Below are 26,625 nucleotides of genomic sequence, written 5' to 3'. Positions count from 1 at the left end.
TCGACCTTCGGCCGTCGGTACCTAAAACACCGGCCCTGTGGGTGTCGGTGGGCGGCGACGGAGTCGGAGGGCGTGCCGCGAGTGGTGAGCGGCGACAGAGCTGGAGAGTCGTACCCAGCGCGGGCACGCGCCCCTCGAAAACACGCGTCCCCACGGGCCGACGACGCGTGCCCCGCTCGACGGCATCGCGCCGCTTTCGGGGGTCGAACGCCGGCGGAAGAGAGCCCGTGTGTCCACGGGACCGCCTCACGTCCGCAGGAGCCGCAGCCGGCCGGCGACCGTCCCGAGGACGACGCCTGTGAAGTGGGCGACGAGCGCGACACCCGTGCCCGCGGTGACGACGGTGACCGCGAGCGCGACGAGGACGAGGACCAGGATACTCGCCCGCCGGCTCAGGTCTAGTCGAGCGAGGAGGCCCCCGGAGAGCGGATTGCCGGCCAGGACGTAGCCGTACAGCGCGAGGATCGCCCCGCTCGCTCCGACCACGGCCACCGCCCCACCGGTCAGGGAGCCGACGACGACCTCGACGAGCCCGGCGACTGCGCCCGTCACCAAGACGAACGTGTGGAAGCGAGCACGGGTGGTAAACCGCTCCAGCGGCAGCCCGACGAGGACGAGCGCGACCGCGTTGGCGACGAGGTGCGAGAGGCTCGCGTGGGCGTAGACGCTGGTCACGAGCGTCCACGGTCGGGCGAGCGGGACCGCGAGCGCGAACCACGCCGGACCCACACCGACGAGTCCGGCGACCTGCTGGAGGACGAACACGCCCGCGAAGACGCCGAGGAGTTCCACGGTCGGGGATCGCATCGTCACGCCGTTGGTGTTCGGGAAGCGTAAGCCATCCGCCCGGCGTGCTTCGAGCCGACGGGCCGACCGACGAGCTCCCGAACGCCACGCGAATCGCACCACCGGAACGCAACGCTTTACCACCGGCCGGCGACACCTCCGGTGTGCCCCGTCGTCTCTTCGGTCCCCTCCTCGGACTCGTCTTCCTCGTCAACTTCGGCCGAACCGCGTTCGCGCCCCTCCTCCCCGAACTCCAGACAGCGTTCGGTGTCGGTCCGGCCACCGTCGGCGTGGCCGCCTCGCTCGTCTGGCTCGGAACGGGGGCGGTCCGTATCCCGGTCGGCTACCTGCTGACCCGCGTCGCCCGTCACCACGTGGTCGTCGTGACGGGAGTCGTCCTCGCGGCCGCGGCCGCGTTCACCGCCCTCGCGGGGTCGATTCGGCTGCTCCAGGTCGGGGCGCTCCTGATCGGTCTCGCCTCGGGGGCGTACTTCGCGAGCGCGGTCCCACTCATCAGCGATCTCTTCCCCGACAGGGTGGGTCGCGCCGTCGGTGTCCACGGGACGGCCGCACAGCTCGCCTCGGTCGCCGCGCCGACGGTCGTCGTGGCCGTGCTCTGGGTGGCCTCCTGGCGCGAGGTGTTCGTGCTCCTCGCGGTCGGGGCGCTGCTGGTGACGGCCGCGCTCGTCGTCGTCTTGCGGCGCGACGGCGTCCCGGCGACGGCGAGCGCCGACCGGAACTTCCGCGCGGCGCTCGCTCACTGGCGCGTCGTCGGCGCGGGAATCCTCATGATCGCCACGGCGGGCTTCGTCTGGCAGGGGCTGTTCAACTTCTACGTGTCGTACCTCACCACCGCGAGAAGCGTCGACGCCGCGACCGCGAGCACGCTGCTGACCGTGACGTTCGCCGCGGGCGTGCCCGCGTTCTGGCTCAGCGGCCGACTCGCCGACCGCCTCCCGCTCGTCCCGTACATCGTCGGCCTGCTCGTGGTCTTCACCGGCGGGGTCGGCGCGTTCACGCTGGCCCGCGACGTCGCCGGTCTCGTCGTCGTCTCTATCGTCGTCGGCTACGCCATCCACAGCCTCTTCCCCGCGATCGACGCGTACGTCCTCGGCGTGCTCCCGACCGACGTCCGCGGGAGCACCTACGCGGTGTTCAGTGGGCTCTCGATCGTCGTCGAGGCGAACGGCAGCGGGCTCGTCGGCGTGCTCACCGGGGCCGGCTACGGCTTCGACACGGTCTTCCGGCTCTTCGCGGCGGGGCTCGCAGTCACCGTCGCGGTGATCGTCGGACTCGCCGCCACCGGGCTGTTGCCGACTGCCGGGGTCGTGCGTTCCCGCGGGAGACCACACGAAGGTTGATACCGGGAGACGAACCACTTCGAGGTCATGCCTGGCGCACGACACGCAGCCCTCGCGCCGCACGACGAGTACTGGGACTGGCTCGCCGTCGCGCTGTTCCTCCTCGTCACGGTGGATCTGCTGACGACGCTCGGGGCGACCGCCCGGTTCGGTCCCGGCGCGGAGGCGAACCCGCTCGTCGCGTCGTTGCTCGCCGGCCCGACGTGGGCGCTCGTCGGCGCGAACGTCCTGGCGGTCGTCGCCGCGGCGGGCGGCTTCTCCCTCGTGCTCCGGGCGCTCGCCCAGGCGTCGACACGGACGCGGGTGCTCCTCGCGGGGGCCGTCGAGACCTGGCTCGGGCTCCTCGTCGCCGCCGGCCTCCTCGTCTTCGCGAACAACCTCGCCGTCGTGGTTCACGGTGCGAGCCTGCTGTGAGGTGTGCGACGCTTCGCGACTGGCGCGACCGGAGGCTCAGCTGTCGGGACCGTCGACCCAGTCGATCGTGAGGAGGTCCTCTCGCCGCCGCAACAGGGGGTTGTCGACGACCTCGAACGTCCGGTCGGTCGCCGTCGGCGTCCACGGTGCTGCCGCCATGAGCCGCGCGACGTCGGCCCGCGAGACGGTCCCCCAGAGCTTCGCGCCCGGTTCCGCGACCTGCACGGTATCGGTTCGCGGACCGTCGGTCAGGACACCGGGACGGAGAATCGTGTGTTCGAGGTCCGCCGCGCGGAGCGCCGCCTCTGTGTCGGCCTTCGCGCGCTGGATCGGACCGATGACCGCGTCGAACGCGGTCGCGAGCAGGCTCGCGGGGTCGTCCCCGACGCCGAGCGCCGACTCCATGACGAACGCCCGGACGTCGGCGGCGGCGGCGGCCGACACGAGGTTCTGCGCCCCGACGCCGTCGACGAACTCTCCGCCGTGCAGGTCACGGAGCGTCGAGCCGACCGCCGACAGCACGACGTCGACGTCCGTGGCGGCGTTTTTCGCGTCGTCGGGGTCGAACAGGTCGCCCACGAGAACCTCGTCGGCGCCGAGCGATTCGAGGCGGTCGGTCTTCGACGCCGATCGGGTCAGCGCGCGCACCGTCACGGGCCGTGGAGCGAGCAGGCGGAGCACCGCGCGACCGGTGCCGCCGGACGCACCGGCCACGAGAACGCGGGTGTTCGGCATACGTAGGTGTCGGCGTCGGACGGCGAGAGGGTTTCGGCCGTGTCTGTCGACCTAGAGGACGCGCAGCCGGTACCCCTCCGCGTCGGTGGGGTTCGCGACTCTGTCGGTCTCGCCTGCGACGTCGAGCACCTCCGCGACGAACGACTTCGGCACCTCGACCGCGATGAAGTCGCCCTCACCGGGGACGGTCAACCGGGCCATCGTCCGCTGCGTGCCGTCGTCGTTGTAGATGCTGCCCACCTTCTCGCCGTCGCGCTGGAAGTGGAGGGTGACGTCCGTCGCCTCGAGCGTGTCGAAGCTGACCTCGAACACCCGGTCGTCGTCCTCGAGTCGGGCGAGCAGTCGACCGTCGTGTTCCGCGATGGTCGTGTGCACGCCCGGGGCTTCGACTGCGCACGTAAATCTCTCCCGACGGACCCGACGTTCAAGTACGAGGCCGCGCCCACCTCGCCGTGTGAGAACCGAGGGCGACACCGCTTTGTGTGCCGAGCGGGGAGGGGCGAGCGTGCAGTGGGAGGACGTGTTCGGCCACGACTCGCCGTACCCCGAGCAGGTCGACGGCATCGAGACCGTCGGCGAGACCGCTCGGCGGGGAGGGTTCACCGTCCTCGAGGGGGCCTGCGGAACGGGCAAGACGATGCTCGCGCTCACCGCCGGCGTCGACCTCGTACGCGACCCCGACACCGACTACGAGCGCGTGGTCGTGCTGACGAGCGTCAAACAACAGCTTCGGCAGTTCGAGTCCGACCTCGAGAGCATCAACGCTGGCCTCCCCGAGGAGTGGCGTCCCGTCTCCGGGCTCACCCTCGTCGGCAAGGCCGACGTCTGTCCCTACGCCCGCGAGAACCAGGGTCGGATCGACACCGCGAACGTGTACGACCGGTGTGAGGGGCTACGCGAGCGGACGCGAAACCTCACCGGAGAGGGGGGTGACACCACCGCGGGCGCACTCGCCGCGGAGGCGCGACGGGCGCAGACCGGACTCGCCGACTCGGGAGCCGGCGGCGTGCGCTACCTCGAGACCGCCGGGGAGCCGACGCCGTACCTCCCCGAGATGCCCGAGCACGGCGACACCGAGTTCTGTCCGTTCTACGCGGGCTTTCTCGACGACCTCCCCGACGACGGCGACCCCGCGGAGGCGATCCCCTTCGCGTTCGACGACCGCGGCCTGATCGACACGGAGACGCTCGTCGGCCTCGCCGCGTCGCACGGGTCGTGCCCCCACTCGGTGATGGGTGCACTCCTCCCGGAGGTGGAGGTCGTGATCGGCAACTACTACCACGCGTTCGACCCGACGACGGCCGCGACGTTCACCGGCGCGCTCCTCGACGACTCGACGTTCGTCGTCTGCGACGAGGCGCACATGCTCGAACCGCGCGTGCGCGACCTCGTGAGCGACGGGGTGGGCGACGCGACGCTCCGCGACGCCGTCTCCGAACTCTCTCGTGTGATCCAGCCGCTCGAGTTCGACGACGCCGGCCACGAGACCGACGGGGCCCGTCTCGTCCGCGAGGAGTTCGACGACGCCGACCTCACCCTCGACGAGGTGCGGGCGGTCCGCGACGCTGTCGAGGCGCTTCGCGAGGAGGTCGACCGGCGGGTGCGCGAGTACCTCGGCGGCGAACGGCCGGACTGGCGCGCGTCGCTCGCCGACGTGCCCGAGACGTTCGACGACCACGAACTGCCGCTCCGCGACCCTCAGTCGACGGAAGAGGACGCCCTGACCCGGTGGGCGCGCGAGTCGGGCCACCTCGACGCGTGGACCCGTGCCGAGGCCGTCGGGGCGTGCGTCGCCCGCGTCCTCGACGAACTCGACGACGAGGACCGCACCAGAGCGGTGTCGGCCGTCGGCCGGGTGCTTACCGCGTGGCGCTCGCTCGACCACGGCGACTACTTCCGCGAGATCGAACTGGAGCGGACGTGGGACGACACCCACCCGCCCGACTCGTGGCGGCGTGGCTACAACGCCCGACTCGCGCTCCACAACTGCCTGCCCGGTGAGGCCATCGCCACCCGACTCGGGGAGTTCGGCGGCGGGGTGCTGATGAGCGCGACGATCGAGCCGATGGACGTCTTCCGGCAGGTGACGGGGCTCGACGCGCTCGCAGAGGACGGCCGACCGGTCGTCGAACGGACCTACGGGCTGAGCTTCCCCGAGACCAATCGCGCGAGCTTCGCCGTCGACGCGCCGAAGTACACGTACGCGAACCGCGGCTCGCCCGGATCGACCTCGGAGACGCGCGAAGTGTACGTCGACGCGGTCTGTGAGGTCGCCCGCTCGCCGGGGAACGTCCTCGTAGGGATGCCGAGTTACGCCGAGGCGCGGTGGATCGCCGACCGGCTCCGGGAACGGGTCGACAAGGACGTGTTGCTCGACGAGTCGTCGGACGACCGCGACACCGAGTCGCTCAAGAACGAGTTCTTCGCCGGTCCCGGGAAGGTGCTGGTGACGAGCCTCCGCGGGACCCTCACGGAAGGAGTCGACTACCGCGGCGACCGCCTCGCGGCGGCCGTCGTCTGCGGCGTACCGATCGTCGACACGTCGAGTCCACGGACGAACGCGGTGCGGGCGGCGTACGACCGGGCGTTCGGCGACGGCTTCCGGACCGCGCTCCTCGTTCCCGCGGTGAGAAAAGCCCGGCAGGCGCTGGGGCGTGTCATCCGCGGGGCCGACGAACGCGGCGTCCGCGTCCTGGTCGACGAGCGGTACGCACGCGAGAGCTGGGACAGCGTCCGGGGGCTGTTTCCCCCCGTCGAACGCGAGGAGTTCCGGCCGGTCAGCGCCGACATGCTCTCGGTCGCGCTCGACCGGTTCTGGTGACGGTCGACCGACTCAGTCGCGTTCGTCCTCGTCCCAGGCTTCGCGGCACTCCGCGCTGCAGAAGTGTCGCACCTGTATCTCACCGTCGGCGACCCACGTGACGACGCGGTGGTTCGGGTCCCGGATGAGCTTCTCTCCGCAGACCGCACACGCCGGCGCGTTGGTCTCGTCGACGTCCTCGTCGAGGTCGGAGGTCGGGTCTACCATCTCTCACGGAGAGACACCGGGCCGACTACTTCAAACCGTCAGTTTCGATGCGACCCACCGAGTTCACGGGTGTCGGAAGACGTACCGGGTGTCGCCCGTCTCGACGAGGAGCTCCTCGCGCTCGGCGTCGACACCGAGCGCCTCGACGCCGCGTGTCTCGAATCCGTGGAGTGGCATCCCCGCGTCGATCGTCCCGTCGCGGCCGACGGTGAACGTCGCCGCCCCCAGCCGGCACGTCAGTCGATCGCCGTCCACCTCGACGCGTCCGTCGGCGTACCGTTCGAGGACGTCGCGGAGGCGGTCCCACTCCGAGAGCGGGACGCGCTCGAACCGGTCAGTGTCGATCTCCATAGCGGAGCGATGGGCGCGACGCACAACTGTCCGTCGGCGCGCGGATCGACGTGCGTAGTCCTGTGTAGAGATACCACGCCTCACGGTAAACATCGGTTGAAGTATATAGTTGACTTAGCAGGGTTGATAAGCGATCCGGACGGCGATCCACGTGATGGCCGCCCACCCCGACGCGGCGGACTCACGCCGCACGTTCGACCTCCACGGCGTCGTGGTCAGCTACGAGCACAGGCCGGACCGCTGTACGATCTATCCGCGCGGGCTCGCGTGTCAGGACCGGGTCGAGAGGTGGCTCTCGGCGGACACCGACGCGTTCGTCTCGCTCCGCGAGATGCGGTGACTCGGGGAGACCATCTCGCGGACGTCGAGTGGGTCGACCGAGAGGCGGTGCGCCTCCCACATGTGCTCCGTCATCTCCTCGACGAGGACCGTCTCGTCTCGCGACTCCACCTCGTACCCGCAGTCGGGGAGACAGCCGACGCGGAGGAGGGTATCTGATTTCACAATACCACTCAATAGCTGTATGTACTAAAGGCTTCGGTGTCGAACATCGACGATTTTGTTGTTCTCGGTCAAAAATCAAGCTTGGCTGCTTAAATCGTATTAATTACTGGCCGAACGTTTCGTTCCGACACGAATACTACGTCACTTCGACCATCGGGCGTCGGAGAGCGTTCCTTGGACGGCTTCCTCGCCGACCGCCGCGGCGAGCGCCTCGAACCCCTGTCGCTCCGTCCGATCGCGGGCGTTGGCGACGAGTCGGGAGACGATGAACTCCGGCGTGGACTTGCCGACCGTCCCGAAACGGGGCTGGTAGTCGACGTTCAGGTCGAGGTCGGGGGTGAGCCCCTCGGCGAAGATGCCGTCGATCCGCGCCTCCGAGGGCAGAGGTGCGAGGTCGTCCGCGAGGTGCGTGACGTAGACGCCGAGCGCGGCCCGATCGACGGTGAGAGAGACCAGCCCGTTGAGCAGGTCGGCGGCCCGCCCCGGCTCCGTGATCGCCTCGAACTCGTCGACGAGCATCAGCGTCCGTCCTTCCCGCGAGAGCGGCGGGACGATGGTCTTCAGCGTCGACTCGAGGACGCCCGCGTTGAACGATGCGTGCCGGCGGTGGAACACCACGGCGTCGAACTGCCCGACTTCGGCGTTCTCCGCTGGCACCGGCAACCCCATCGACGCCAGGAGCGTAACCTGACAGAGCGTCTCCAAGAGCGTGGTCTTCCCGCCGCTGTTCGCGCCCGTGAGCACCGCGACGCGGTCGGTCGCCGGTGCCGACAGCGAGTGTGTGCCGATCCCGTACGTGATCGGCTGCGGGTCCGTCAGCGAGAGGTTCCGGGCGGCTTCGACCGCGAGGCCGTCCTCCACGAGAGTCGGCCGGGTCAGCCCCTTCGCGGCGGCGAAGCGTCCCAGCGAGAGCGCGACGGCGAGGTCGTCGACCGCCTCGACGGTCGCCGCCACGTCGTCGCGCGCCTCGCCGACGGCATCTTCGAGTTCGGCCCGGACCGTCGCCTCCCGCCCGTCGACCTGGTCGCGGAGGTCGGCGACGAGCGTTCTGAGGGTGGTCGAGACGAAGTCCGCCGTGTCGACCGCGTCGTCGGCCGTCGCGGCGGTCACCGCGCCGCGCGTGAGATCCGTCTCGCCCGCGACGTACTCGACGAACGCGCCACGGAACTCCTCGAGATCGCGGACGCCGCGCTCGCGGATCCGGTCGATCACGTCGAAGGCGCTGCCCTCCAGTTCCTCGGCGGCGGCGAGTCGATCGCGCAGTCGGTCGAGCTCCTCGTCGGCACCACGCCTGACGCCACCACTCCCGTCGAGCGATTCGAGCGCGGTTGCGGCGGCCGCGAGCGTCTCCTCGTCGACGTCGTCGAGCGCCGCGAACGTCTCACCACGGAGGCCCGCCCGACGGAGTGCGAGCACGGTCCTGATCGCGGCCGGGCGGGCGTTACCGGCGTCGTCGTACGTCTCGAACGCCTCGAGCACGGCCGTTCGCTCGTCGTCGCCCAGCGCCTGCCACGCGTCCCGCGCGGCCAGCACCCGGTCCAGCCGGTCGGCCTGCCGATCCAGTTCGGTCAGTGGCGTCAGGACCCTGATCCGATCGGCCGCGTGTCCGGTGACGGCGTACGAGGCCGCCTGCGTCACGATCTCGTCGTAGACGCTCCGGACGTCACGCGTCGCGAGCAGGTCCATCCCCGCGCCGCCCTGTGCCCGTCTGAGGATGCGCGTCGCCCGTCCCCGGGCCACTCCTGCCTCGACGAGTCGTCTGACGTCGGCCGACTCGATCGCCTCGATGGCGGCCGCCTCCCCGAGCGTCTCGCGGAGTCGCGTCGCCGTCTTCGGTCCGACACCCCAGAAGTCCTCAAGTCGCATACCCGTGGCTACACCGGCCGTCCCTTAGTGGTTTGCAGAAGGCGGTTCCGACCCCTGTCCCGGTTCGCTCCGGTTCCGGTCGGTCCCGGGCCCGGTTCAGACCGCGGGCGATTCCTCGAGTTCGCGGTCCGACCCTCGGATCTCGTCGGTCGACAGTCGAGCCAGCGTCCGAGCGAGCGCTCGCGTTGCTGCCTCGTGGTCGGCCCGCGACCGCCGAAGCGCCATCGGCGTCGTTCCGAGTTCGTGGTACGCCGCGAAGTCGTCGCGCGTCGCGAGACCTTCGTCGGCGTACTCCTCGGCCACCTGTGCGAGGAGGGCGTGAAGGTGGACGAGTTCGTTCTTGTTCACGGCGATAACTGTAGGGGCTCGAACAGCCTAAGTGACACGGTGTGCGACGAGATCACACGTTACCGCGGTGGTTCGGGGTGGCGGGACGGGGGGTCAGTCGGCGGGCGCAGTCTCCAGCTCGTCGCCGTACTTGTCGCGGAACTCCTGGATGAGCTGTCCCATCTTCGCGTACCAGTCGTTGAGCATCCGCTGCATGTCGTCGGTCACCTCGTCGGCGCTCACGGTGCGGTAGACGTGGTAGTATCCGCCCTGCTCGTAGTTGACCTGTTCCTTCTGAACCAGACCCGCCTGGAGGAGCCGCTGGACACTTCGGTAGGCGGTCGACCGTTCCCGTTCGACTCGTTCGGCGATCTCGTCGACGGTCAACCGACCGTCGGCGTCGACGAGCGACTGGAAGACCTCCCTGTCGAGTTCCTTGAGCCCATGGAAACACTCGAGGAGGCCCTCACACTCCATGTCCGCTCGAAGATACTCGGCCATCGAACTCGGCATCGAGTGAGAGATACGGAGGCTGTGTGTAAAAGAGTTTGTTCTCCGTGCACACGACTGGGCACACCCAGACCCTCGAAGTCGGCGGTTTCTCGACTCGGTCCGCCCCCGAGTCGACGGCCATCCGACAGCTGTCCGCGTCGATCGCCGTGGTCAGCGGTTCCAGCCGCCCTCGAACGAGGCGAACTGGTCGAGGTCGTGACCGTAGAGCACGTCGACCGCGCCGTCGGTTCGGCGGACCTCCTCTTTCACCAGCTGGAGGCTGTCGAACCAGTGTGGTTCGCTCCAGAGCAGCCCCGGCCCCAGTGGCACCTCGTCTGCGTAGTTCGCGTCGACGTAACACTCGTCGCCGACGACGACGACGGTTTCGTCCGGCAGACCGATCCGCGCGCCGAGCACGCCGGGCGTGTGCCCAGGGAGGTGGATAAGTTCGAAATCGGGCGCGAATGTGTGGCGGTCGCGGTGGACGATCTTCCAGTCGAGGTCGTGGTCGAAGTCAGACGCCAGGTACGCGATCGATCCCTCGGTCGTCTTCGCCGAATAGTAGGCGAACTTCAGTTCCTCCTCGTGGACGTACACCGGCGTTCCGGTTCCCGCGAACGCCGCGAGGCCGCCTGCGTGATCCAGGTGGAGGTGGCTCATCACGACTGCGTCGATGTCGGCGAGATCGAACCCCGCGGCGTCGAGATCCGACGCGAGTTCGTGGTCCGCCGCGTCGACGTGTTCGAAGGCCGCGTACAGCGGCTCCGGCCAGTATCCCGCCCCCGCGTCCGGATGTGATCCCGTGTCCCAGAGGACGGTCACGTCGGGGTGGTCGACGACCGCACTCCAGACGACGAACTCGCCGATCTCGTGGTCGACGGTCCGGGCGGCGGCGGTGCCCATCGAGTAGCCGTCGACGACGTATCCCCGGTCGGCGTAGACGCGCCCCCGGTCGAGGAGGTGGATGGAGGTATCAACCATGCCTTCTGGAGGGGCCGAGCGAGATTAAACGTTCAGCCCCATGTCAGTTGCGAGCAGGCGACGCACCGTCGGCGTCACGGAGTGACGCGCCGCGCGCCCGCCAAGCACCCCGTGAGGACTGTCAGATCATGGGACGTCTGGTCGCGGTATCGCATATCAACCCTCGGGCGTCACGATCGCGTGCCGTGTGGGACGCGCCGGCGGACGTCGCGCTGGTCGGAGGAACGACCGTCCACTGGACGGGTGCTGTCGAGCGAATTCGTCCCGGTTCAGTGGTCGTCGACGACCGCCAGCGCGTCGTCGACCGCCGCCGCTACCGCGGCCCGGTCGTCGGCGTCGAGGTCGACCAGCGGGGGACGGACGGCGGTCGACTCGATGAAACCCCGTGCGGCGGCACCCACCTTCGCCGCCGGGGCGAAGCCGTGCGCCGCACAGTTCGCGAACAGTGGCCCGATCGCCCGCTGGGAGATCGCCACGGCCCGCTCGACGTCGCCCGCTTCGAGCGCCGACGTGGCCGCGTCGAACACCTCCGGGACGACGTTGGAGAGGGCGTTGATGCCGCCGGTCGTTCCGTTCGTCAGCGCGGGCACCAGGATGCTATCGTAGCCGCAGAAGAGGTCGAAGTCGGTGGGCGTCTCGCGGGCGAGCGTGAGCAGGTATTCGAGATCGCCACTGGAGTCTTTGAGCCCCTGAACGACTCCGTCGTCGGCCAGCGTCGCCACGGTGTCGACGTCAAGCGACTCGCCGACGTAGACGGGAAGGTTGTAGAGGTAGACGGGCAGGGAAACGTCGGCGAGCGCCGCACGGAGGAACGACTCCGTCCCGCCCGCGGCGTTCTCGGTGTGGAAGTACGGCCCGGTGAGGAGTACTGCGTCACTGCCGAGGTCGGCGGCGAGATCGATCCGCGACCGGACGCCGGCGACGCTCGTGTCGGCGACGCCCGTGACGACGCTCCCGGTGGCGGCATCGACTGTCGTCTCGACGACTTGGCGGTACTCGTCGTCGGTGAGACTGGCGAACTCGCCCGTCGTCCCGCAGGGGGCGACACCGTCCACGCCCCGGCGTTCGACCGCCTCGACGAGCGACGCGAGCGCGTCGGCATCGACCCCGTCGGCGTCGGTAAACGGCGTGACGAGCGGTGTGTACACTGGATGCGTCGTCATGTGAGAGGCCACCGACCCCCGGCGAATAAGCGTTGGGTAGGCGGCGAGTCGTCGCGAGCCGTTCGGGTAACGGGTCGAGGCGGCCGGCATCGTCGTCGGTCTCGCCTGCTGGCTCACCCGGAACCGTCAATCAGTCGCTCCGACGCGGGGCCGACGGCTCCGGCGCACGCCACGCGAGTGCGACCCCGACGAGGCCCACGAGCCCCCCGACGACGAACGCCGGCCGGTAGCCGACCCGCTCGATGAGTGCGCCGGCGGCGACCGGTGCGACGAACGCGCCGGTCAACCCGACAGCGGTCAGAAGCGAAACCGCCGTGGTCCGGACGTCGTCGGGAACGACCTCCGCGATGTACGAGAAGAGGAGCCCGATGCCGAGCTGGACACCGAAGCCGGCGACGACGACGAGTCCGACGACGAAGCCGACCTGTCTCGTCGCCACGATGCCGAGGACGCCCGGGGTCGCAACGACGAACGCGAGGACGGCGACCGGCCGGCGTCGACCGTCGAACAGCCGGTCGGAGAGGACTCCCGCGCCGGTACGCGAGACGATGCCGACAGCCGGAAACAGCGCAGTCAGGAGTCCACTCGTCGCCAGACTGACGCCGAGTTCTTCGTGCAGGTAACTCGGCAGCCAGCTATTCAGAAAGAGGTAGAGGGCGAACGAGATGAAACCGAGGACGCAGAGCGTCCAGACAGCCCGGTCGACGAAGACGGAGACGAGCGCCTCCCGGCCCGGAGTTTCGCTGGCGACCGACAGGCGCTGCCCGCGTGCCGCGGTCAGAAACACCACGACGCCGACCCCGGCGATGGCGGAGAACGTCGGCAGCACGGCCGGCCACCCGGCGACTGCAGCGACCTGTGGCCCACCGAACTGCCCGAGAACGAAACCGAACGGTGCACTCGCGGTGAAGAGGCCGACCGCGGTCGCGCGGTGTTCCGACCCGACCGCACCGCCGACGAGGTTCGCTCCGGCGTTCCAGAGGACGACGTAGGAGAGCCCCCCGACGACGCGCGAGGCCACGAGCCACCAGTACTCCCCCGCGACGGCGGCGGCGAACCCCCACACGCCAGCGACGACGAGTGTGACCGCGGCGACGACGACGGCGCGCGTGACGCCGACTCGATCGAGTGCGATTCCAGCGGGAACGCTCGTGACGACCGCGACGGCGTACATCACGCTCACGAGCCACCCGGCCGACGTGGCCCCGATACCGAGTGACGACCGGACCAGTGGGGTGACGCTCGCCGGAGCGATCTCGTACGCCGCTGCGGACGCCGAAAGCAGGCACAGCCCGACGACCAGCCCGGCCGTTCGGAGCCGGTCGCGATCCCGCCGTCTCCCTGCCCTGTCCCCGACCGTCCGGAGTCGGCCCGTGTCGCGTCTCCCTGTCACCGTGACTGCCGGTAGACGAGGTCGCGCTGGATCTCGTTCGCCCCCTCGTAGATGACAGGGATGCGGACGTCGCGGTACACCCGAGAGATGCGGTTCTCCGCGAGGATCGAGCGCCCGCCGTGCAGTTGCATGCCGCGTTCGGCGCAGTCGACGGCGACCTCTGTCGCGTTCAGCTTCGCCATCGCGGCCCACAGCCCCGGATCGTCGTCCGCGGCGACCTGCTCGGCCGCTCGCCAGGTGAGCGCCCGCGCCGCCTCGAACTCCGTCCGGCTGTCGGCGAGCGTGTGCTGGACGGCCTGGAACTCGCTCACCCGACGGCCGAACGCCTCCCGGTCGTGGACGAACGACCACGCCTCCTCGATGGCCGCCGCAGCCAGCCCCAGGCCGTGGCTGCCGACGATCACGCGGCCCTTGTTGAAGAAGTCAGCGAGCATCCGGAACCCCCGTCCCCGGGTGCCGATAAGGTTCTCAGCGGGGACGAGGCAGTCGTCGAAGACGATGTGACCCTGCTTGGAGGCGCGCATCCCGATCTTCTCGGGGATGTGCTCGGCGTGGTACCCGGTGCTGTCAGTGTCGACGACGAACAGCGAGTAGTTCCGGTGCGCCTCGTCACCGTCGTCGGTCTTCGCGTAGACGGTGAGCCAGTCGGCCTCGACGGCGTTGCCGACCCAGTACTTCTCGCCGTTCAGCAGCCAGCCGTCGTCGGTCTCGTCGGCCGTCGTCGTCATCCCCGCCATGTCGCTCCCGGTGTCGGGTTCGGAGACCGCGAGCCCCGAGATGGCCTCGTGTGCGGCCACCGGTTCGAGCCACCGTTCTCGCTGGGCGTCGGTCCCGTGCGTCTCGACGAGGTCGCAGCCGAAGCTCGCCAGCTGGAGCGTGAGCGCGATGCCCGCGTCGGCGCGGTAGAGCTCCTCGGCGAGCGCCAGCCGCTGGGCGAGGTCGAACCCCGGGCCACCCCACGCCTCGCCGATGTTGCCCGCGACGAGACCGGCGTCCATCCCAGCCTCGAGCACGTCCCACGGGTACTCCCCCGAAGCGTGGTAGTCGGCGGCCACGGGTTCGATGTGCTCGGCGGCGAACTCGCGGGCACGGCGTTTGACGTCGCGGGCGCGGTCGGGGACGACCGACTCGTCGAGGAGCTCCATACGTCGGGTGAGCGGAGAACCGTGAAAATAGTTCGTGAACGTCCCCGGGGTCGCGGGTGGGTCGACGAGCCGACGACCGCCGAACGACACCGCCGAGAAGACGGGTCGCTCGGGACGCGGTCGTCGGGTTCGGCCGACGCGTGCGTCTCCCGGTCCGGTTTCGGGTTCGTCTACCGCTGACGACTGCTACTCCTCCTCGGGTGCGGCCTCTTCGGGTACGTCGTCGATCTCGTGGTCGGCGTACTCATCTCTGAGCACCTTCTTGTCGAACTTGCCGGTCGCCGTCTTCGGGATCGACTCGACGTACACGACGTCGTCGGGGAGCCACCACTCGGGGTAGTCCTCGGCGAGGAGGTCCCGGATGTCGGCCATCAGTGGTCCCCCGCCGACGCCCTCACGGGCGACGACGAACGCGACGGGCCGCTCCTGCCACTTCTCGTGCGGGACGCCGATCACGGTCGCCTCGGTCACGTCGTCGTGGGCCATGATCGCGTTCTCCAGCTCCTGACTCGAGATCCACTCGCCGCCCGACTTGATCACGTCCTTCGCCCGGTCGACGATCTGGATGTACCCTTCGGGGTCGACGGTGACGACGTCGCCCGTCTTGAGCCACCCGTCGACGAAGTCTGTCTCGTTCGCCTCCGGGCGGCCGAAGTACTCCGTCGTCACCCAGGGCCCCCGGATCCACAGTTCGCCGAAGTCCTCACCGTTCCACGGGATCTCGCCCTCCTCCCCCATGACTTTGAACTCCAGTCCGGGGAGGACGAGTCCCTGTTTGACCCGCTTTCGGTCCCGCTTTTCGGCCGGCCACGACTCCATTCCGGGCTTGAGGTGGGCCGCCGCGGCCACCGGGGAGGTCTCGGTCATCCCCCACGCGTGCAACACCTGCACGTCGTACGACTCCTCGTACTCGCGGATGAGCGACTCGGGGGCGGCCGCCCCGCCGATGGCGATACGTTCGAGCGACGAGAGATCCGCGTCGTTCTCCTCGAGGTAGTCGAGCAGACCGAGCCACACCGTGGGCACGCCCGCGGTGAACGTCACCCGCTCGTCCTCGATGAGCCGGGCGATGTCGGCCGGATCGGGTGCGGGTCCGGGGTAGACGTGTTTGCCGCCGGCGGCCGTCACGGCGTGCGGGAGCCCCCACGCCATCACGTGGAACATCGGCACGACCGGCATCACCACGTCGCTCGCCCGGAGGTCGAGCCCCGCTTCCGGGAGGATCCCCATCGTGTGTGCCCACATGGTCTGCTGGCTGTACTCGACGCCTTTCGGCTTGCCCGTCGTCCCCGAGGTGTAACACATCCCCGCCGGTCGTTCCTCGTCCAGGTCGGGCCAGTCGTACGTCTCGTCGTCGGCGAGGAAGGACTCGTAGTCGGTGACGGGGTCGAGCGATGTCTCGGGCACGTCCGACCCCATCACGACGAACTGTTCGACGGCGTCGAACGCACCGTCGGCGTCGGTCGCTGCGCTCTCCAGCGACTCCACGAGCGACGGATCGACGAAGAGGAGCTCGTCGGCCGCGTTCTCGACGATGTACTGGACGTGGTGATCCGGCAACAGGGGGTTGATCGTGTGCAGTTGCGACCCGCGACAGGGGACCCCGAAGTACGTCTCGAAGTGTCGCGTGTGGTTCCAGCAGAACGTCCCGACGCGAGCGTCACGGCTCACGCCGGCGTCGTCGAGCGCGTTCGCCAGCCGTGCGACGCGACGGTCGTACGCCGCGTACGTCGTGCGCGACAGCCCCTCGTGCGTCCGAGAGACGATCTCACGGTCGGGGTACAGCTTCGCCGCTCGCCACAGGAACGGGCGCAACGTCTGGTCGGTCGTCCCTACCATACGGGTAGCTGACACGGGAGTGTAATGATTGTTCCTCACGATCGGGCGGTCGTCGTGACGGTGCGTCGTCCGACGTGTCGCCCACGCCGGTCACGTCACTTCGGCGTCCGTCTCGTCCGCCGGATCGCCGTCACTCACGCCGATCAGGTCCCTTCAGCGTCCGTCTCGTCCGCCGGATCGTCGTCGTCCGCGCGGGAGTCGTCCGTCTCGGTGGGGCCATCGAGGCCATCGGGGTCGGCAACGGCGTCGGTCCGGTCGGTCTCGTCCGGCGCTGCTCCCCGGTCTTCGCGCTCGTCTTGCCGGTCGGGAGTCGGCTCGGGTACCGACTCGTCGGTCGTCCCCTCCGACAGGGCGTCCTGGACGAAATCCGGCGTCTCGGGGTCGGCGTCGGTCGGTTCCGGCTGGGAGGCGGTCCCCGCTTCCGACGCCCCCGTGTGAGCGTCCGTGACGACGTCGGACGACCCCTCGCTGGGGTCGTCCCCTCCCTCGTCTTCCTCCTCGTCGGTCCCCCAGTGCTGTCCGCCGACCAGGAACGCCTCGTCGTCCTCGTTCTCGCCCACGGGCTCGGTTCCGTCTTCGGTCTCCTCGGCCTCGGTGATGAGCCCGTCGGTCCCGTCGGCATCGGACGAGTCGACACCGTCCGGTGCCGGGTCGTGGTCGATGTCGGCTGGAGCGTCGTCACGGGCCGGGCGGTCGTCGCCCACCACGGGTGGAGTGGCTTCCTCGGCGTCGGGAATCGCCGTTCCCTCTTCGAGGAGGTCGCGCACGGCCTCACGCCGGACGGTACCCGACTCGGTTCGGGGGAGTTCGTCGGTGAACGACACCACACGAGGGAGCTTGAACCCCGCGAGCCGGTCGCGACAGTGGCTGTCGATCTCCTCGACCGTGAGGTCGTCCGTGGCGACGACGAGCGCCCCGACCAGCTCCCCCCACTCGTCGTCGGGGAGGCCGACGACGGCTGCTTCCGCGACTCCCGGCTGTGACTCCAGGACGTCGACGATCTCGCGCGGGTAGACGTTCTCCCCGCCGGTGATGATCCGGTCGTCGAGCCGTCCGACGACGAACAGTCGACCACCTGCGTCCCGGTAGCCGACGTCGCCCGTGCGGAACCCCTCCGGACCGAACGCGGCGTCGGTCGCCTCGTGGTTCCCGTAGTAACCCGGCGACACCGTCGGCCCGCCGACGACGAACTCGCCGATGTCGCCGGTGTCGACGGCACCGTCGTCGTCCCGGACGGCGACCGTAGTCCAGAAGAGCGGCCGGCCGACGGTTCCGACGTCGTCGAACGCCTCGGCTGGGGTGGCCGTGGCGACCTGCGACGCGGTCTCGGTCGTGCCGTACGTCGGGTGGACGGGGATCGAGAAGTCCCGACAGCGCCGGATCAGGTCGTCGGGTGCAGGGGCACCGCCGAGGAGGACCACGCGCAGGGTGTCCGCGAGCGTTCCCCGGAGGTCGAGCATCCGTTTCAGCATCGTCGGGACGAGCGAGACGCACGTCACGTCGAAGTTGCCGATGTCGTCGGCGGTCCGCCCCGCGTCGAACGACTCCCGGAGCACGACCGTCATCCCGTAGAGCGGGAGTCTGAGGACGGGCGAGAGCCCGCCCATGTGGTGGAGCGGGAGACCGACGAGCCAGCGGTCGTCGCGGTGCAACCCCAGACGGAACGCCGAGGCGACCGCGCTCCACAGGAGGTTCCCGGCGGTGAGCTGGACGACCTTCGGCTCGCCGGTCGTCCCCGAGGTGAAAAGCAGGAGTCGGACGTCGTCGAGGTCCCACGTGACGGGGGCGACCTCCACCGGAGTCACGTCCGCGAGCGAGACGACGGAAGCGTGTTCGGGGTCGTCGACCGAACAGATCGGCCCGTCGAACGCGTCGACGGCGCGCGCCTCCGTTGCCTCGGAGCAGACGAGCGTCGTGACGTCCGCGGCGTCGATCTGTGCGCCCAGTTCGGCGGCGGTGAGACCGTCGCCCAGCGGGACCAGCACGACCCCGAGCCGGTCGGCCGCGTGGACGGTACAGACCGCGGCCAGTCGCGTCTCGAGCACCATCCCGAGGTGGTCACCGGGTTCGACACCGAGTGCGACCAGCCGGCCGGCGAGGTCGTCGACCATCGCCCCGAGATGCGCGAAGTCGAGCGTCTCGCCCGTCGCTGCGCGAACGAGCGCCGTCCGCTCGGGTGTCGTCTGTACCCGGTGAGAGAGCCAGTCCTGCATCCGTGGCTCCCACCTCAGCGCCCGTACACTACTGTCTTTCTCTCGGCGCCCGTCCAGTCTCGTGTTCTCTCTCGGTACCCGTCCAGTCTCGTGTCGGGTGTTCGCCGACATGTACGCCGGACCGCGCTCACTGCCCGTCCCATCGGACGTCGCGTGGCGTGGTGGTGAGACGCTGGTCCGTGGGTAATCGAAGGACCGTCAGCGCCGGTGCCGAACGATCATCTCGCCTCAATGTTCGACGAACTCGACGAGGACACCACCCGTGGACTTCGGGTGGAGGAACGCGACGGTGTGTCCCCACGCGCCCGATCGGGGCGTCTCGTCGACGAGGTCGACTCCCGCCTCTCGGACGCGTTCGAGCGTCGATTCGATATCCGAAGTCTCCACCGCGACGTGGTGCATCCCCGGACCGTGTCGGTCGAGATACCGACTGATCGGTCCGTCCGCTCGCGGTTCCAGCAGCTCGAAGTAGTGACCGTCCAGTTCGAGAAAGACGACGAACATCCCGTCGAACACCTCTTCGTGGACGACGGCCGTCTCGAAGAGGTCGGCGTACAGTTCGGCGAGACCGGCAGCGTCGTCGGTAGCGATCCCCAGGTGGTCGAGCTCCATACCGACGCGTCTCGGTCCGACGAGTAAACCCCGTCGCCCGACTCCCACCGACGGGGACAGTATTCGTGGGTGAGAGGTTCCGATAGCTATTTGATCCTGCTGCATCCATAGTGCATCATAGATCATGAACGACTCAGCACAGTGTCCGATGTGCCCGCAACGCTTCGAGAACCGCACCGACCTCCGGGTTCACCTGATGTGCGAGCACCGGAAGAGTGCGATCACCGACGAACTGCTGGCGGCCGTCGAGACGAAACACGACCTCTACCGGACGATCCGCGAGACGCGTCCGGTGGGTGTACTCGAGTCCTGATTCTGCGCACCCGACCGCACGGCGTGGCGGGACGTGTCGTCGAACCACCGAGTCGCGGAGTCGCTGCACGGGGGAACGGTTCGTGCGGGTCTCCGGTGGCCGCGGCGGTCAGAGCGCGCTCCCCGGCTGGTACTCACCGAACTCCTCGCGGAGCACGTCACACACCTCGCCGACCGTCGCGTACGTCTTCACCGCGCTGACGACGTGTGGGACGAGGTTGTCGTCGCCGCGCGCCGCGTCACGGAGCGCCGCGAGCGCGTCGTCGACGGCGTCGTCGTCGCGGTCGGCACGGACGTCGTCCAGTTCCGCGATCTGCCGGCGTTCGTCCGCCTCGGAGACCTCCTCGATGTCGACTTCGGGGTCCTCGTCGACGCGGTACTCGTTGACGCCGACGATGACCCGCTCACCCTCCTCGATCTCGCGCTGGCGCTCGAACGCGACGTCCTGGATCTGCCGCTGGACCCACTGGTTCTCCACGCAGTCGAGCATCCCGCCCCGTGAGTCGACCTCGTCGAGGATCTCGAACGCCTCCTCCTCCACGCGGTCGGTGAGCGACTCGACGTAGTACGACCCCGCGAGGGGGTCGATGGTGTCGGCGGCACCGGACTCGTGAGCGAGGATCTGCTGGGTTCTGAGCGCCGTCCGAACCGACTTCTCGGTCGGGAGCGAGAGCGCCTCGTCCTTCCCGTTGGTGTGGAGCGACTGCGTGCCGCCCAGCACCGCGGCGAGTGCCTGGTAGGACACCCGGACGACGTTGTTCTCGACCTGCTGTGCCGTGAGGGTGGAGCCACCGGTCTGGGTGTGGAACTTCAGCTGTTTGGACTTGGGGTGCTCCGCGCCGAACCGCTCGTCCATGATCGTCGCCCACATCCGCCGGGCGGCACGGAACTTCGCGACCTCCTCGAGGACGTTGTTGTGGGCGTTGAAGAAGAACGACAGCTGGGGGGCGAACTCGTCGACGTCGAGGCCCGCGTCCACGGCGGCCTGGACGTACTCGATACCGTTGCCGAGGGTGAACGCGACCTCCTGTGCCGCCGTCGAGCCGGCCTCGCGGATGTGGTACCCCGAGATGGAGATCGTGTTGAACTTCGGGGTCTCCGCGGCGCAGAACTCGAAGATGTCGGTGATCAGCCGCATAGAGGGCTCCGGGGGGTAGATGTAGAGGTTCCGCGCGACGTACTCCTTCATGATGTCGTTCTGGATCGTCCCGCGCAACTGGTCGCGCGGGACGCCCTGTTCGTCGCCGACCGCGATGTACATCGCCAGCAACACCGCCGCGGGCGCGTTGATCGTCATGGAGGTCGACACCTCGTCGAGCGGGATGCCCTCGAACACCCGTTCCATGTCGTCGAGCGTGTCGATGGCGACGCCCGACTTCCCGACCTCGCCGGCGGCCATGTCCGCGTCGGAGTCGTACCCCATCTGCGTCGGCAGATCGAACGCCAGCGAGAGCCCGGACTGCCCCTCGTCGAGCAGGTAGTGGAACCGCTCGTTCGTCTCACGAGCGGTCCCGAAGCCGGCGTACTGCCGCATGGTCCACAGCCGACCGCGGTGCATCGTCGGGTAGACGCCCCGGGTGTACGGCTCCTCGCCGGGGAAGCCGAGATCCTCGCGGTAGTCGGTCTCGACGTCCGCCGGCGTGTACAGCCGGTCGACCCGCTGGCCGCCCGTGTCGGTCGTGAAGGTCTCCTCGCGCTCCCCGAACCGGTCCAGCGTCGGCCCGAGCGTCTCCTCCTCCCACGCCGACTTCGCCTCGCGGATGCGTTCGAGTTCGTCGGGGTCGTACATTAGCTGTCGCCACGGTCGGCTGAGACTTAACGATGGTCGTCGGCTGGGAGTCGACGGCGGGTGGCGGAGACGGGACGGTGGTCGACGGGGGAGGGTGTGAGGAACTCGAGAGGAGAGCGCGGGCTGCGAGCGAACACTGCTCGGGGGCGACGACTACGAAACAGGTGGCTGTGATCGTGGGCTCGCACCGACCGTGGCTTCGGGTCCCGCTTCCGGATCGGTCCGAACGTGGCCGTGGGTCACGCCGACTACGCGCCGCCGGACCCCGGTGACCGATCGCCGTCACCGTTGAGGATTCGGTCGAGGATCTCGTCGAAATCCGGGAGGTACGGGTCTCGTTCGGGCTCGTCTGAGGGGTCGTACGGAACGAGTGGCATCTGTGGAACCTCCGTCTGAGTTGCGACAACTCACCGTCAGGTGATAATAGTTGTCCTTCCGAGCCGGACGGTCGGTGTCGCGTGACGTGGGCGGCTCGCGTCGATCGGGCCGGGCGACGTCGGGCGACGGCCGACGGCCGACGACTCCGACGAGGGGGACAGGATTAACACCTGCTCGACGCCTCGACGAGCCATGGACGAACGCACGCACGAACCCCTCGGTCGACTCCTCCGCGCGGTGGGACCGTCCCACGACGCCCGACAGTCGGCGATGCTCGAACACGCGGTCGCCGACGGGTTCCCGACCGTCGGTCCCGAGGCCGGCGGGGTCCTCCGACTCCTCGCACGCCTCGCCGGTGCCCGCGAGGTGTTCGAGTTCGGGTCGGGCTTCGGCTACTCCGCCTCGTGGTTCGCCCGGGGAATGGACGGCGGGCGTGTGATACTCACGGAGTACGACGTGGACGAACTCGCGCTCGCCCGGGAGTTCCTCGGCGGCGACGAGGACGCGTACGGCGTCGACTTCGTCTTCGAGTCGGGCGACGCGATGGCGGCGATCGACCGGTACGGCGGGCCGTTCGACCTCGTCCTGCTGGACCACGAGGGGGCACGGTACGCCCCAGCGCTCGCCCGGGTGCGCGAGAAGCTCCGCCCGGGAGGCGTCGTGGTCGCCGACAACGTGGCTGCCGGCCCTGTCGACCCCGAGCACCTCGTGGCGATGCTCGAAGACGGGACGGGCGCGGGCGACGACCTCGGCCGGGACGCGTCGTGGGACGTCGACACCGAGACCGAGGGAATCGCGGCGTACCTCGACCTCGTCAGGACCGATCCCGCCTTCGAGACCCTGGTCCTGCCGGTCGACGAGGGGCTGGCCGTGAGCGTCCGCGTCGACTGAACGGCTACGTGGTTCTCGCGTCGAGGCGGCCACGCGGATCACGTGGTCGCGACCGTCCGGGGTCCGAGCGACGTCGCCCGCGTTCGAGCGGTCCCGTCCGGAGCCCAAGCTATACGTGCCCCACGACGGATGTTCAGTCGATGTATCTCGCAGACGAGGCGTGGCCGGACCTCGAGACCTACTTCAGGGAGGAGTCGCTGGCCATCGTCCCGCTCGGATCGACCGAACAGCACGGGCCACACCTCCCCGAGGGGACCGACCACCTCATCGCCGAGGCCTTCGCCCGCGAGGCCGCCGACCGCACCGGCTACCTCTGTACGCCCACCATCACCGTCGGCGTCAGCCCCCACCACCGGCAGTTCCACGGGACGATGTGGGCCGACGCACCCGCGTTCAGGAACTACGTCGAGTCGCTCACGCGGAACCTCACCTACCATGGTATCGACCGCGTCGTCTACGTCAACGCCCACGGCGGCAACGTCGTCCACCTCCGCGAGGTCGGCCGCCGCCTCCACGAGTCGGGCGAGGCGTACGCCATCGAGTGGATGTGGAACGACTCGATTCCGGACCTCGTCGAGGAGGTGTTCTCACAGCCCGGCCCCCACGGGGGTCCGAAAGAGACGTCGCTCATCCAGTACCTGCACCCGGAGCTCGTCCACGACGACCGGCTCGACGAGGCCAGAGACGGCGGGCTCGTCGACTGGGAGAACCATCCGGGCGCGGTCCAGAACGGCGCGCGGACCTTCTACGACGCGATCGACAACACGGACAACGGTGTGCTCGGCGACCAGACCGACGCCACCGCCGAGAAGGGCGAGCGGCTGTTCGAGGCCGCCACAGAGCAGTTGGTCGAACTCTGCGAGTGGCTCGCCGACCGGGAGTTCGCGACACTCATGCCGAAAGACCACGTGTAACACACCTTCTCGGAAGCGTGATCTCGGTGAGCGCATCGACGCGTGTCCGAGTTCACGGTCACCGGACGTGTCGATCCGTTTAGGCGATTTTATCGTGTTCGCTCGCCAATACGTGTCGGTCATGTCAGACAGAGACACCACCATCGGAGCGGACCGGACGCACAGCATCGGTCGCGCCGGCCGCTGGACGCGACGCCAGGCACTGACGGCGATGGGCGCGAGTGCGGCGTTCCCGTTCGCGGTCACCCCGGCTCGGGCGAAGAAACCAGCAGACGACTACGAAGTGGAGGATGTGGTCAGCTTTACTCCCGACGAACTGCCCGAGGCGATCACGGTCGACCGGCGGGGGAACAAGTACCTCACGTTCCCGTTGTTGGGTGAAATACGCGACGTCCCACCGCGTGGGACCGAGGCGTCGGAGTTCGCGAGTGACCTGTCACCCGTGCTGCTCGGTATCGCCGCGACGCCGCCGGGCGACCTGTACACGGTCTCTACGGAGTTCGGAGGGGGAAGCCGGGCAGTGTACCGCGTCTCCCGCGACGGCGAGGTCGAGACGCTCAAGACGTTCGACATGTCGGGACCCGAGTTCCTCAACGGGATCGTCGCCGAGGGGGACCGATGGCTCATCTCGGACTCGGCGGGTGGCGCGGTCTGGAGCTTCGCCGACGGAGTGGCCGAAGAGTGGGTCACTAGCCCCCTCCTGGACCCCATGGGAGGCGATCCACCCATCGGTGCCAACGGCGTCGCCCTCGACCGCGTCGGCGACCTCTACGTCGCGAACTCCGACAAACAACACATCGTCCGGATCCCGATCGAGCCGGACGGGAGCGCAGGAACCCCCGACGTCTGGGCCGAAGACGACCGCCTGCAGGGCGCGGACGGCATCCGGTTCGACACGCGGGAAAACCTCTACGTGGCCGTCAACGATCAGCACGCCGTCGTCCGCGTCAGCGAGGACAGGAACGGCGACGCGACGATCGAGACGCTGGCGTCGGCCGAGGAGGGAGCCGCACTCGACTTCCCCTCCGACCTCGCGTTCGGGACCGCGAGGGGTGAACAGAAGACGCTGTTCGTCGTGAACTTCGCGTTCACTCCGTTCGGGAGCGTCCCAAAGCCCGGGCTGGTCAAGATCGACGTCGGCGTCCCCGGTCTGCCGATCAACCGCTGAGCCCGTCGCCGTCAGGGCTCGACCCGATCTCCCGTGGTTCGCCACGCTTTTGCCGACCCGTACCCTCCCCCGAGGTATGTTCGGAGGCGGCGGTATGAACCCGCGGAAGATGCAGCAGATGATGAAACAGATGGGGATCGACGTCACCGAGATCGACGCCGAGGAGGTGGTCATCCGGACCGCCGACGAGGAGCTGGTCTTCGACGGTCCCGACGTCACCCGGATGGACGCCCAGGGGACCCAGACGTACCAGGTCGTCGGCGACCCCGAGACGCGCGAGCGCGGGGCCGGCGCGGACGACACGACGGACGACGCGAGCGGCGAGGCCGACGCGAGCGACGCCATCCCCGAAGACGACGTGAAACTCGTCGCCCAGCGCGCTGGCGTCTCCCCCGACGAGGCGCGGGAGGCGCTCGCGGCCGAAGACGGCGACCTCGCGGCGGCCATCTCCCGGCTCGAGTGAGCGACCGAGTGCGACTCCTCTTCGTCCACGGCGATCGCGAGTATCTCCTCGAACCCGGCGCGGAGTTCGGCACCGACCTCGGCGTCATCGAGGTCCCCGACGACGTCACGGCCGGCGACACGGTCGAGACGCATCTGGGGGAGGTCTTCGAGGTTCGCGAGCCGCGCGGCCCGGACCTCTTCGATCACTTCGAGCGGACCGGCGCACCGATGATGCCCCGCGACATCGGCCTCCTCGTCGGTCACACGGGCGCGTCCCGCGGCGACCGCGTCCTCGACGCCGGCACCGGAACCGGAGTCCTCGCCGCCTACCTGGGACGGGTCGGTGCCGACGTGACCAGCTACGAGCGCGACCCCAACTTCGCCGCGGTCGCCCGCGAGAACATGGCGCTGGCGGGCGTCACGGATCGCGTCGAGATCAGAACGGGCGACCTCACGGCCGACCTCGACGTCCTCGCAGACGGTGCAGGGTACGACCTCCTCACCCTCGACACCGAAGACGCGCCGACGGTGGTCGAACGCGCGCCGGAGTTGCTCGTCTCGGGTGGCTTCGTGGCGGTGTACTCTCCGTTCGTCGAGGGGACGCGCGCCGCCCACGAGGCCGCCGAGGAGACGGGCCTCTCCGAGGTGAAGACGTTCGAGACGATCCAGCGTCGGATGGACTTCGGCGAACGCGGGTCGCGGCCGTCGACCGCCGGCGTCGGACACACCGGCTACCTGCTGTTCGGGCGGCACTGAGCCAGCCGCGGGCGTCGAAGTACGCACTGACTCGGCGTCGAAGTCGGGCCGTCTCGGTGTCGAAGTTCGTACCGACTCGGGAGCGATATCTCCCCGACTGCGGGGAGATTTGGAAAAGCGGTTATCCCCTCGTCCAGCGTCGTCTGTGGTGTGAAACGACGAACTGTCATCGGTGCGGTCGGCGGCCTCGCCCTGCTCGGCGGGGGTGGATACCTCGGAGTCGAACTGTTCGCCCCGGAGCGGGCGACCCGGGTGAACGACGACCGCACGGGCGGTTCGAGCGGCGGGAACAGCGCCAGTGGCGGCGGGAACGGGGCGAGTACGGGAGGCGGCGACGACCCGGGAGGGGTCGAGATTCTGAAGACCGGCGAGTTCGTGGGCAAGGCCAACCACCGCTGTTCGGGGACGGTCGATCTCGCGCGTGACGACTCCGGGCTCTTCCTCCAGTTCCGCGACTACGAGCAGACGCAGGGGCCGGACGTGTTCTGCTACCTCACGCCGGACGCGGACCCGGACACGACCGCGGCGATCGACGCCGGCACCAAGGTGCTGATCGACGGGGGGGCCGACGGCGGGGAGATCACGAAGACCGGGACGTTCGCACAGCCGGTGTCGGGAGACGTCGACGTCGACGCGGTGAACGGCGTCGGCATCTGGTGTGACCGCTTCTCGGTGCCGTTCGGCGCGGCAACACTCTCGGTGCCGGGCGGGAACTGATGCTGGCTCGATGGAACCGGAAGCTGCCGCTTTGGGCGCGAGCGAC

At 69.2% G+C, this 26,625-nt stretch carries 29 protein-coding genes; 11 read left to right on the top strand and 18 right to left on the bottom strand.

Annotated elements, in window-relative coordinates:
- Nucleotides 1–246 precede the first annotated feature (246 nt).
- On the bottom strand, nucleotides 247–807 hold the full coding sequence (locus FZP69_RS10600; RefSeq protein WP_152041267.1) for a rhomboid family intramembrane serine protease: 561 nt from the start codon (nucleotides 805–807) through the stop codon (nucleotides 247–249).
- A gap of 143 nt (nucleotides 808–950) precedes the next feature.
- On the opposite strand from FZP69_RS10600, the gene FZP69_RS10595 reads away from it, so the two are divergent.
- Complete coding sequence (locus FZP69_RS10595) at nucleotides 951–2,147, top strand: MFS transporter (protein WP_152041266.1); 1,197 nt, start codon at nucleotides 951–953, stop codon at nucleotides 2,145–2,147.
- 27 nt (nucleotides 2,148–2,174) lie between these two features.
- Nucleotides 2,175–2,561 carry a hypothetical protein gene (locus FZP69_RS10590; protein WP_152041265.1) on the top strand — a complete coding sequence of 129 codons (387 nt, stop codon included), beginning with the start codon at nucleotides 2,175–2,177 and terminating at the stop codon, nucleotides 2,559–2,561.
- Nucleotides 2,562–2,597: 36 nt separating this feature from the next.
- On the opposite strand, the gene FZP69_RS10585 is transcribed toward FZP69_RS10590, so the two are convergent.
- A complete protein-coding gene (locus tag FZP69_RS10585; protein ID WP_152041264.1) occupies nucleotides 2,598–3,296 on the bottom strand; it encodes an SDR family oxidoreductase in 699 nt (232 codons plus the stop codon).
- A 51-nt stretch (nucleotides 3,297–3,347) separates the two neighbouring features.
- The gene (locus FZP69_RS10580; RefSeq protein ID WP_152041263.1) at nucleotides 3,348–3,671 is read right to left on the bottom strand and encodes a hypothetical protein; all 324 of its coding nucleotides are present in this window, start codon (nucleotides 3,669–3,671) and stop codon (nucleotides 3,348–3,350) included.
- Nucleotides 3,672–3,774: 103 nt separating this feature from the next.
- On the opposite strand from FZP69_RS10580, the gene FZP69_RS10575 reads away from it, so the two are divergent.
- Nucleotides 3,775–6,117 (top strand): ATP-dependent DNA helicase, encoded by a 2,343-nt coding sequence (locus FZP69_RS10575; protein ID WP_394350159.1) that lies wholly within the window; start codon nucleotides 3,775–3,777, stop codon nucleotides 6,115–6,117.
- 12 nt (nucleotides 6,118–6,129) lie between these two features.
- On the opposite strand, the gene FZP69_RS10570 is transcribed toward FZP69_RS10575, so the two are convergent.
- Together FZP69_RS10570 and FZP69_RS10565 are read right to left on the bottom strand one after the other, a co-directional pair.
- Nucleotides 6,130–6,324 carry a DUF7576 family protein gene (locus tag FZP69_RS10570; protein ID WP_152041261.1) on the bottom strand — a complete coding sequence of 65 codons (195 nt, stop codon included), beginning with the start codon at nucleotides 6,322–6,324 and terminating at the stop codon, nucleotides 6,130–6,132.
- 63 nt (nucleotides 6,325–6,387) lie between these two features.
- Nucleotides 6,388–6,675, bottom strand: a complete 288-nt coding sequence (locus FZP69_RS10565; RefSeq protein WP_152041260.1) for a hypothetical protein — start codon at nucleotides 6,673–6,675, stop codon at nucleotides 6,388–6,390.
- Nucleotides 6,676–6,829: 154 nt separating this feature from the next.
- On the opposite strand from FZP69_RS10565, the gene FZP69_RS23505 reads away from it, so the two are divergent.
- The gene (locus tag FZP69_RS23505; RefSeq protein ID WP_152041259.1) at nucleotides 6,830–7,015 is read left to right on the top strand and encodes a DUF7511 domain-containing protein; all 186 of its coding nucleotides are present in this window, start codon (nucleotides 6,830–6,832) and stop codon (nucleotides 7,013–7,015) included.
- Here FZP69_RS23505 and FZP69_RS10555 read toward each other — a convergent pair.
- The 11 genes from FZP69_RS10555 to mce form a co-directional block, all read right to left on the bottom strand.
- A complete protein-coding gene (locus tag FZP69_RS10555) occupies nucleotides 6,946–7,179 on the bottom strand; it encodes a DUF1059 domain-containing protein (protein WP_192918535.1) in 234 nt (77 codons plus the stop codon). The genes FZP69_RS23505 and FZP69_RS10555 overlap by 70 nt on opposite strands.
- Before the next feature lie 141 nt (nucleotides 7,180–7,320).
- Complete coding sequence (locus FZP69_RS10550; protein ID WP_152041257.1) at nucleotides 7,321–9,045, bottom strand: MutS-related protein; 1,725 nt, start codon at nucleotides 9,043–9,045, stop codon at nucleotides 7,321–7,323.
- Nucleotides 9,046–9,141: 96 nt separating this feature from the next.
- Nucleotides 9,142–9,393: a UPF0058 family protein gene (locus FZP69_RS10545; RefSeq protein WP_192918534.1), complete on the bottom strand. Its 252-nt coding sequence runs from the start codon at nucleotides 9,391–9,393 to the stop codon at nucleotides 9,142–9,144.
- 93 nt (nucleotides 9,394–9,486) lie between these two features.
- Nucleotides 9,487–9,885: a helix-turn-helix domain-containing protein gene (locus FZP69_RS10540; RefSeq protein WP_152041255.1), complete on the bottom strand. Its 399-nt coding sequence runs from the start codon at nucleotides 9,883–9,885 to the stop codon at nucleotides 9,487–9,489.
- 150 nt (nucleotides 9,886–10,035) lie between these two features.
- Complete coding sequence (locus FZP69_RS10535; RefSeq protein WP_152041254.1) at nucleotides 10,036–10,845, bottom strand: N-acyl homoserine lactonase family protein; 810 nt, start codon at nucleotides 10,843–10,845, stop codon at nucleotides 10,036–10,038.
- Between the two features lie 269 nt (nucleotides 10,846–11,114).
- Nucleotides 11,115–12,008, bottom strand: coding sequence for a dihydrodipicolinate synthase family protein (locus FZP69_RS10530; protein ID WP_152041253.1), 894 nt, complete (start codon nucleotides 12,006–12,008; stop codon nucleotides 11,115–11,117).
- 130 nt (nucleotides 12,009–12,138) lie between these two features.
- Nucleotides 12,139–13,401, bottom strand: coding sequence for an MFS transporter (locus tag FZP69_RS10525; protein WP_152041252.1), 1,263 nt, complete (start codon nucleotides 13,399–13,401; stop codon nucleotides 12,139–12,141).
- The gene (locus FZP69_RS10520; RefSeq protein ID WP_152041251.1) at nucleotides 13,398–14,546 is read right to left on the bottom strand and encodes an acyl-CoA dehydrogenase family protein; all 1,149 of its coding nucleotides are present in this window, start codon (nucleotides 14,544–14,546) and stop codon (nucleotides 13,398–13,400) included. Before FZP69_RS10520 ends, FZP69_RS10525 begins: the two co-directional genes overlap by 4 nt.
- Nucleotides 14,547–14,732: 186 nt before the next feature.
- On the bottom strand, nucleotides 14,733–16,385 hold the full coding sequence (locus FZP69_RS10515) for a long-chain fatty acid--CoA ligase (protein ID WP_152041250.1): 1,653 nt from the start codon (nucleotides 16,383–16,385) through the stop codon (nucleotides 14,733–14,735).
- Nucleotides 16,386–16,528: 143 nt separating this feature from the next.
- Complete coding sequence (gene menE / locus FZP69_RS10510; RefSeq protein ID WP_152041249.1) at nucleotides 16,529–18,598, bottom strand: o-succinylbenzoate--CoA ligase; 2,070 nt, start codon at nucleotides 18,596–18,598, stop codon at nucleotides 16,529–16,531.
- Between the two features lie 228 nt (nucleotides 18,599–18,826).
- A complete protein-coding gene (mce, locus tag FZP69_RS10505; RefSeq protein WP_152041248.1) occupies nucleotides 18,827–19,210 on the bottom strand; it encodes a methylmalonyl-CoA epimerase in 384 nt (127 codons plus the stop codon).
- 124 nt (nucleotides 19,211–19,334) lie between these two features.
- Between mce and FZP69_RS10500 the strand changes: the two genes are divergently transcribed.
- Entirely contained in the window at nucleotides 19,335–19,523 is a 189-nt protein-coding gene (locus FZP69_RS10500; RefSeq protein WP_152041247.1) for a hypothetical protein, read from the top strand.
- 108 nt (nucleotides 19,524–19,631) lie between these two features.
- Here the strand turns inward: FZP69_RS10500 and FZP69_RS10495 are convergent, their stop codons facing one another.
- Together FZP69_RS10495 and FZP69_RS23245 are read right to left on the bottom strand one after the other, a co-directional pair.
- On the bottom strand, nucleotides 19,632–21,311 hold the full coding sequence (locus FZP69_RS10495; RefSeq protein WP_152041246.1) for an acyl-CoA mutase large subunit family protein: 1,680 nt from the start codon (nucleotides 21,309–21,311) through the stop codon (nucleotides 19,632–19,634).
- 248 nt (nucleotides 21,312–21,559) lie between these two features.
- Nucleotides 21,560–21,688, bottom strand: coding sequence for a hypothetical protein (locus FZP69_RS23245; RefSeq protein ID WP_275689354.1), 129 nt, complete (start codon nucleotides 21,686–21,688; stop codon nucleotides 21,560–21,562).
- A 193-nt stretch (nucleotides 21,689–21,881) separates the two neighbouring features.
- On the opposite strand from FZP69_RS23245, the gene FZP69_RS10490 reads away from it, so the two are divergent.
- The 6 genes from FZP69_RS10490 to FZP69_RS10465 all read left to right on the top strand — a co-directional run bounded on the left by FZP69_RS10490 (nucleotide 21,882) and on the right by FZP69_RS10465 (nucleotide 26,579).
- Nucleotides 21,882–22,580: an O-methyltransferase gene (locus FZP69_RS10490; protein WP_152041245.1), complete on the top strand. Its 699-nt coding sequence runs from the start codon at nucleotides 21,882–21,884 to the stop codon at nucleotides 22,578–22,580.
- A gap of 140 nt (nucleotides 22,581–22,720) precedes the next feature.
- Complete coding sequence (locus FZP69_RS10485) at nucleotides 22,721–23,494, top strand: creatininase family protein (RefSeq protein ID WP_152041244.1); 774 nt, start codon at nucleotides 22,721–22,723, stop codon at nucleotides 23,492–23,494.
- Nucleotides 23,495–23,615: 121 nt separating this feature from the next.
- Nucleotides 23,616–24,662, top strand: a complete 1,047-nt coding sequence (locus FZP69_RS10480; protein WP_152041243.1) for an SMP-30/gluconolactonase/LRE family protein — start codon at nucleotides 23,616–23,618, stop codon at nucleotides 24,660–24,662.
- A 76-nt stretch (nucleotides 24,663–24,738) separates the two neighbouring features.
- On the top strand, nucleotides 24,739–25,125 hold the full coding sequence (locus FZP69_RS10475) for a nascent polypeptide-associated complex protein (protein WP_152041242.1): 387 nt from the start codon (nucleotides 24,739–24,741) through the stop codon (nucleotides 25,123–25,125).
- 8 nt (nucleotides 25,126–25,133) lie between these two features.
- Complete coding sequence (locus FZP69_RS10470) at nucleotides 25,134–25,862, top strand: methyltransferase domain-containing protein (protein WP_394350149.1); 729 nt, start codon at nucleotides 25,134–25,136, stop codon at nucleotides 25,860–25,862.
- A 150-nt stretch (nucleotides 25,863–26,012) separates the two neighbouring features.
- Nucleotides 26,013–26,579, top strand: a complete 567-nt coding sequence (locus FZP69_RS10465) for a DM13 domain-containing protein (protein WP_152041240.1) — start codon at nucleotides 26,013–26,015, stop codon at nucleotides 26,577–26,579.
- Nucleotides 26,580–26,625: the final 46 nt, after the last annotated feature.

The organism is Salinigranum salinum (assembly GCF_009176545.1).
Lineage (GTDB): Archaea > Halobacteriota > Halobacteria > Halobacteriales > Haloferacaceae > Salinigranum > Salinigranum salinum.
This window is presented reverse-complemented; position numbering and strand designations above follow the sequence as displayed.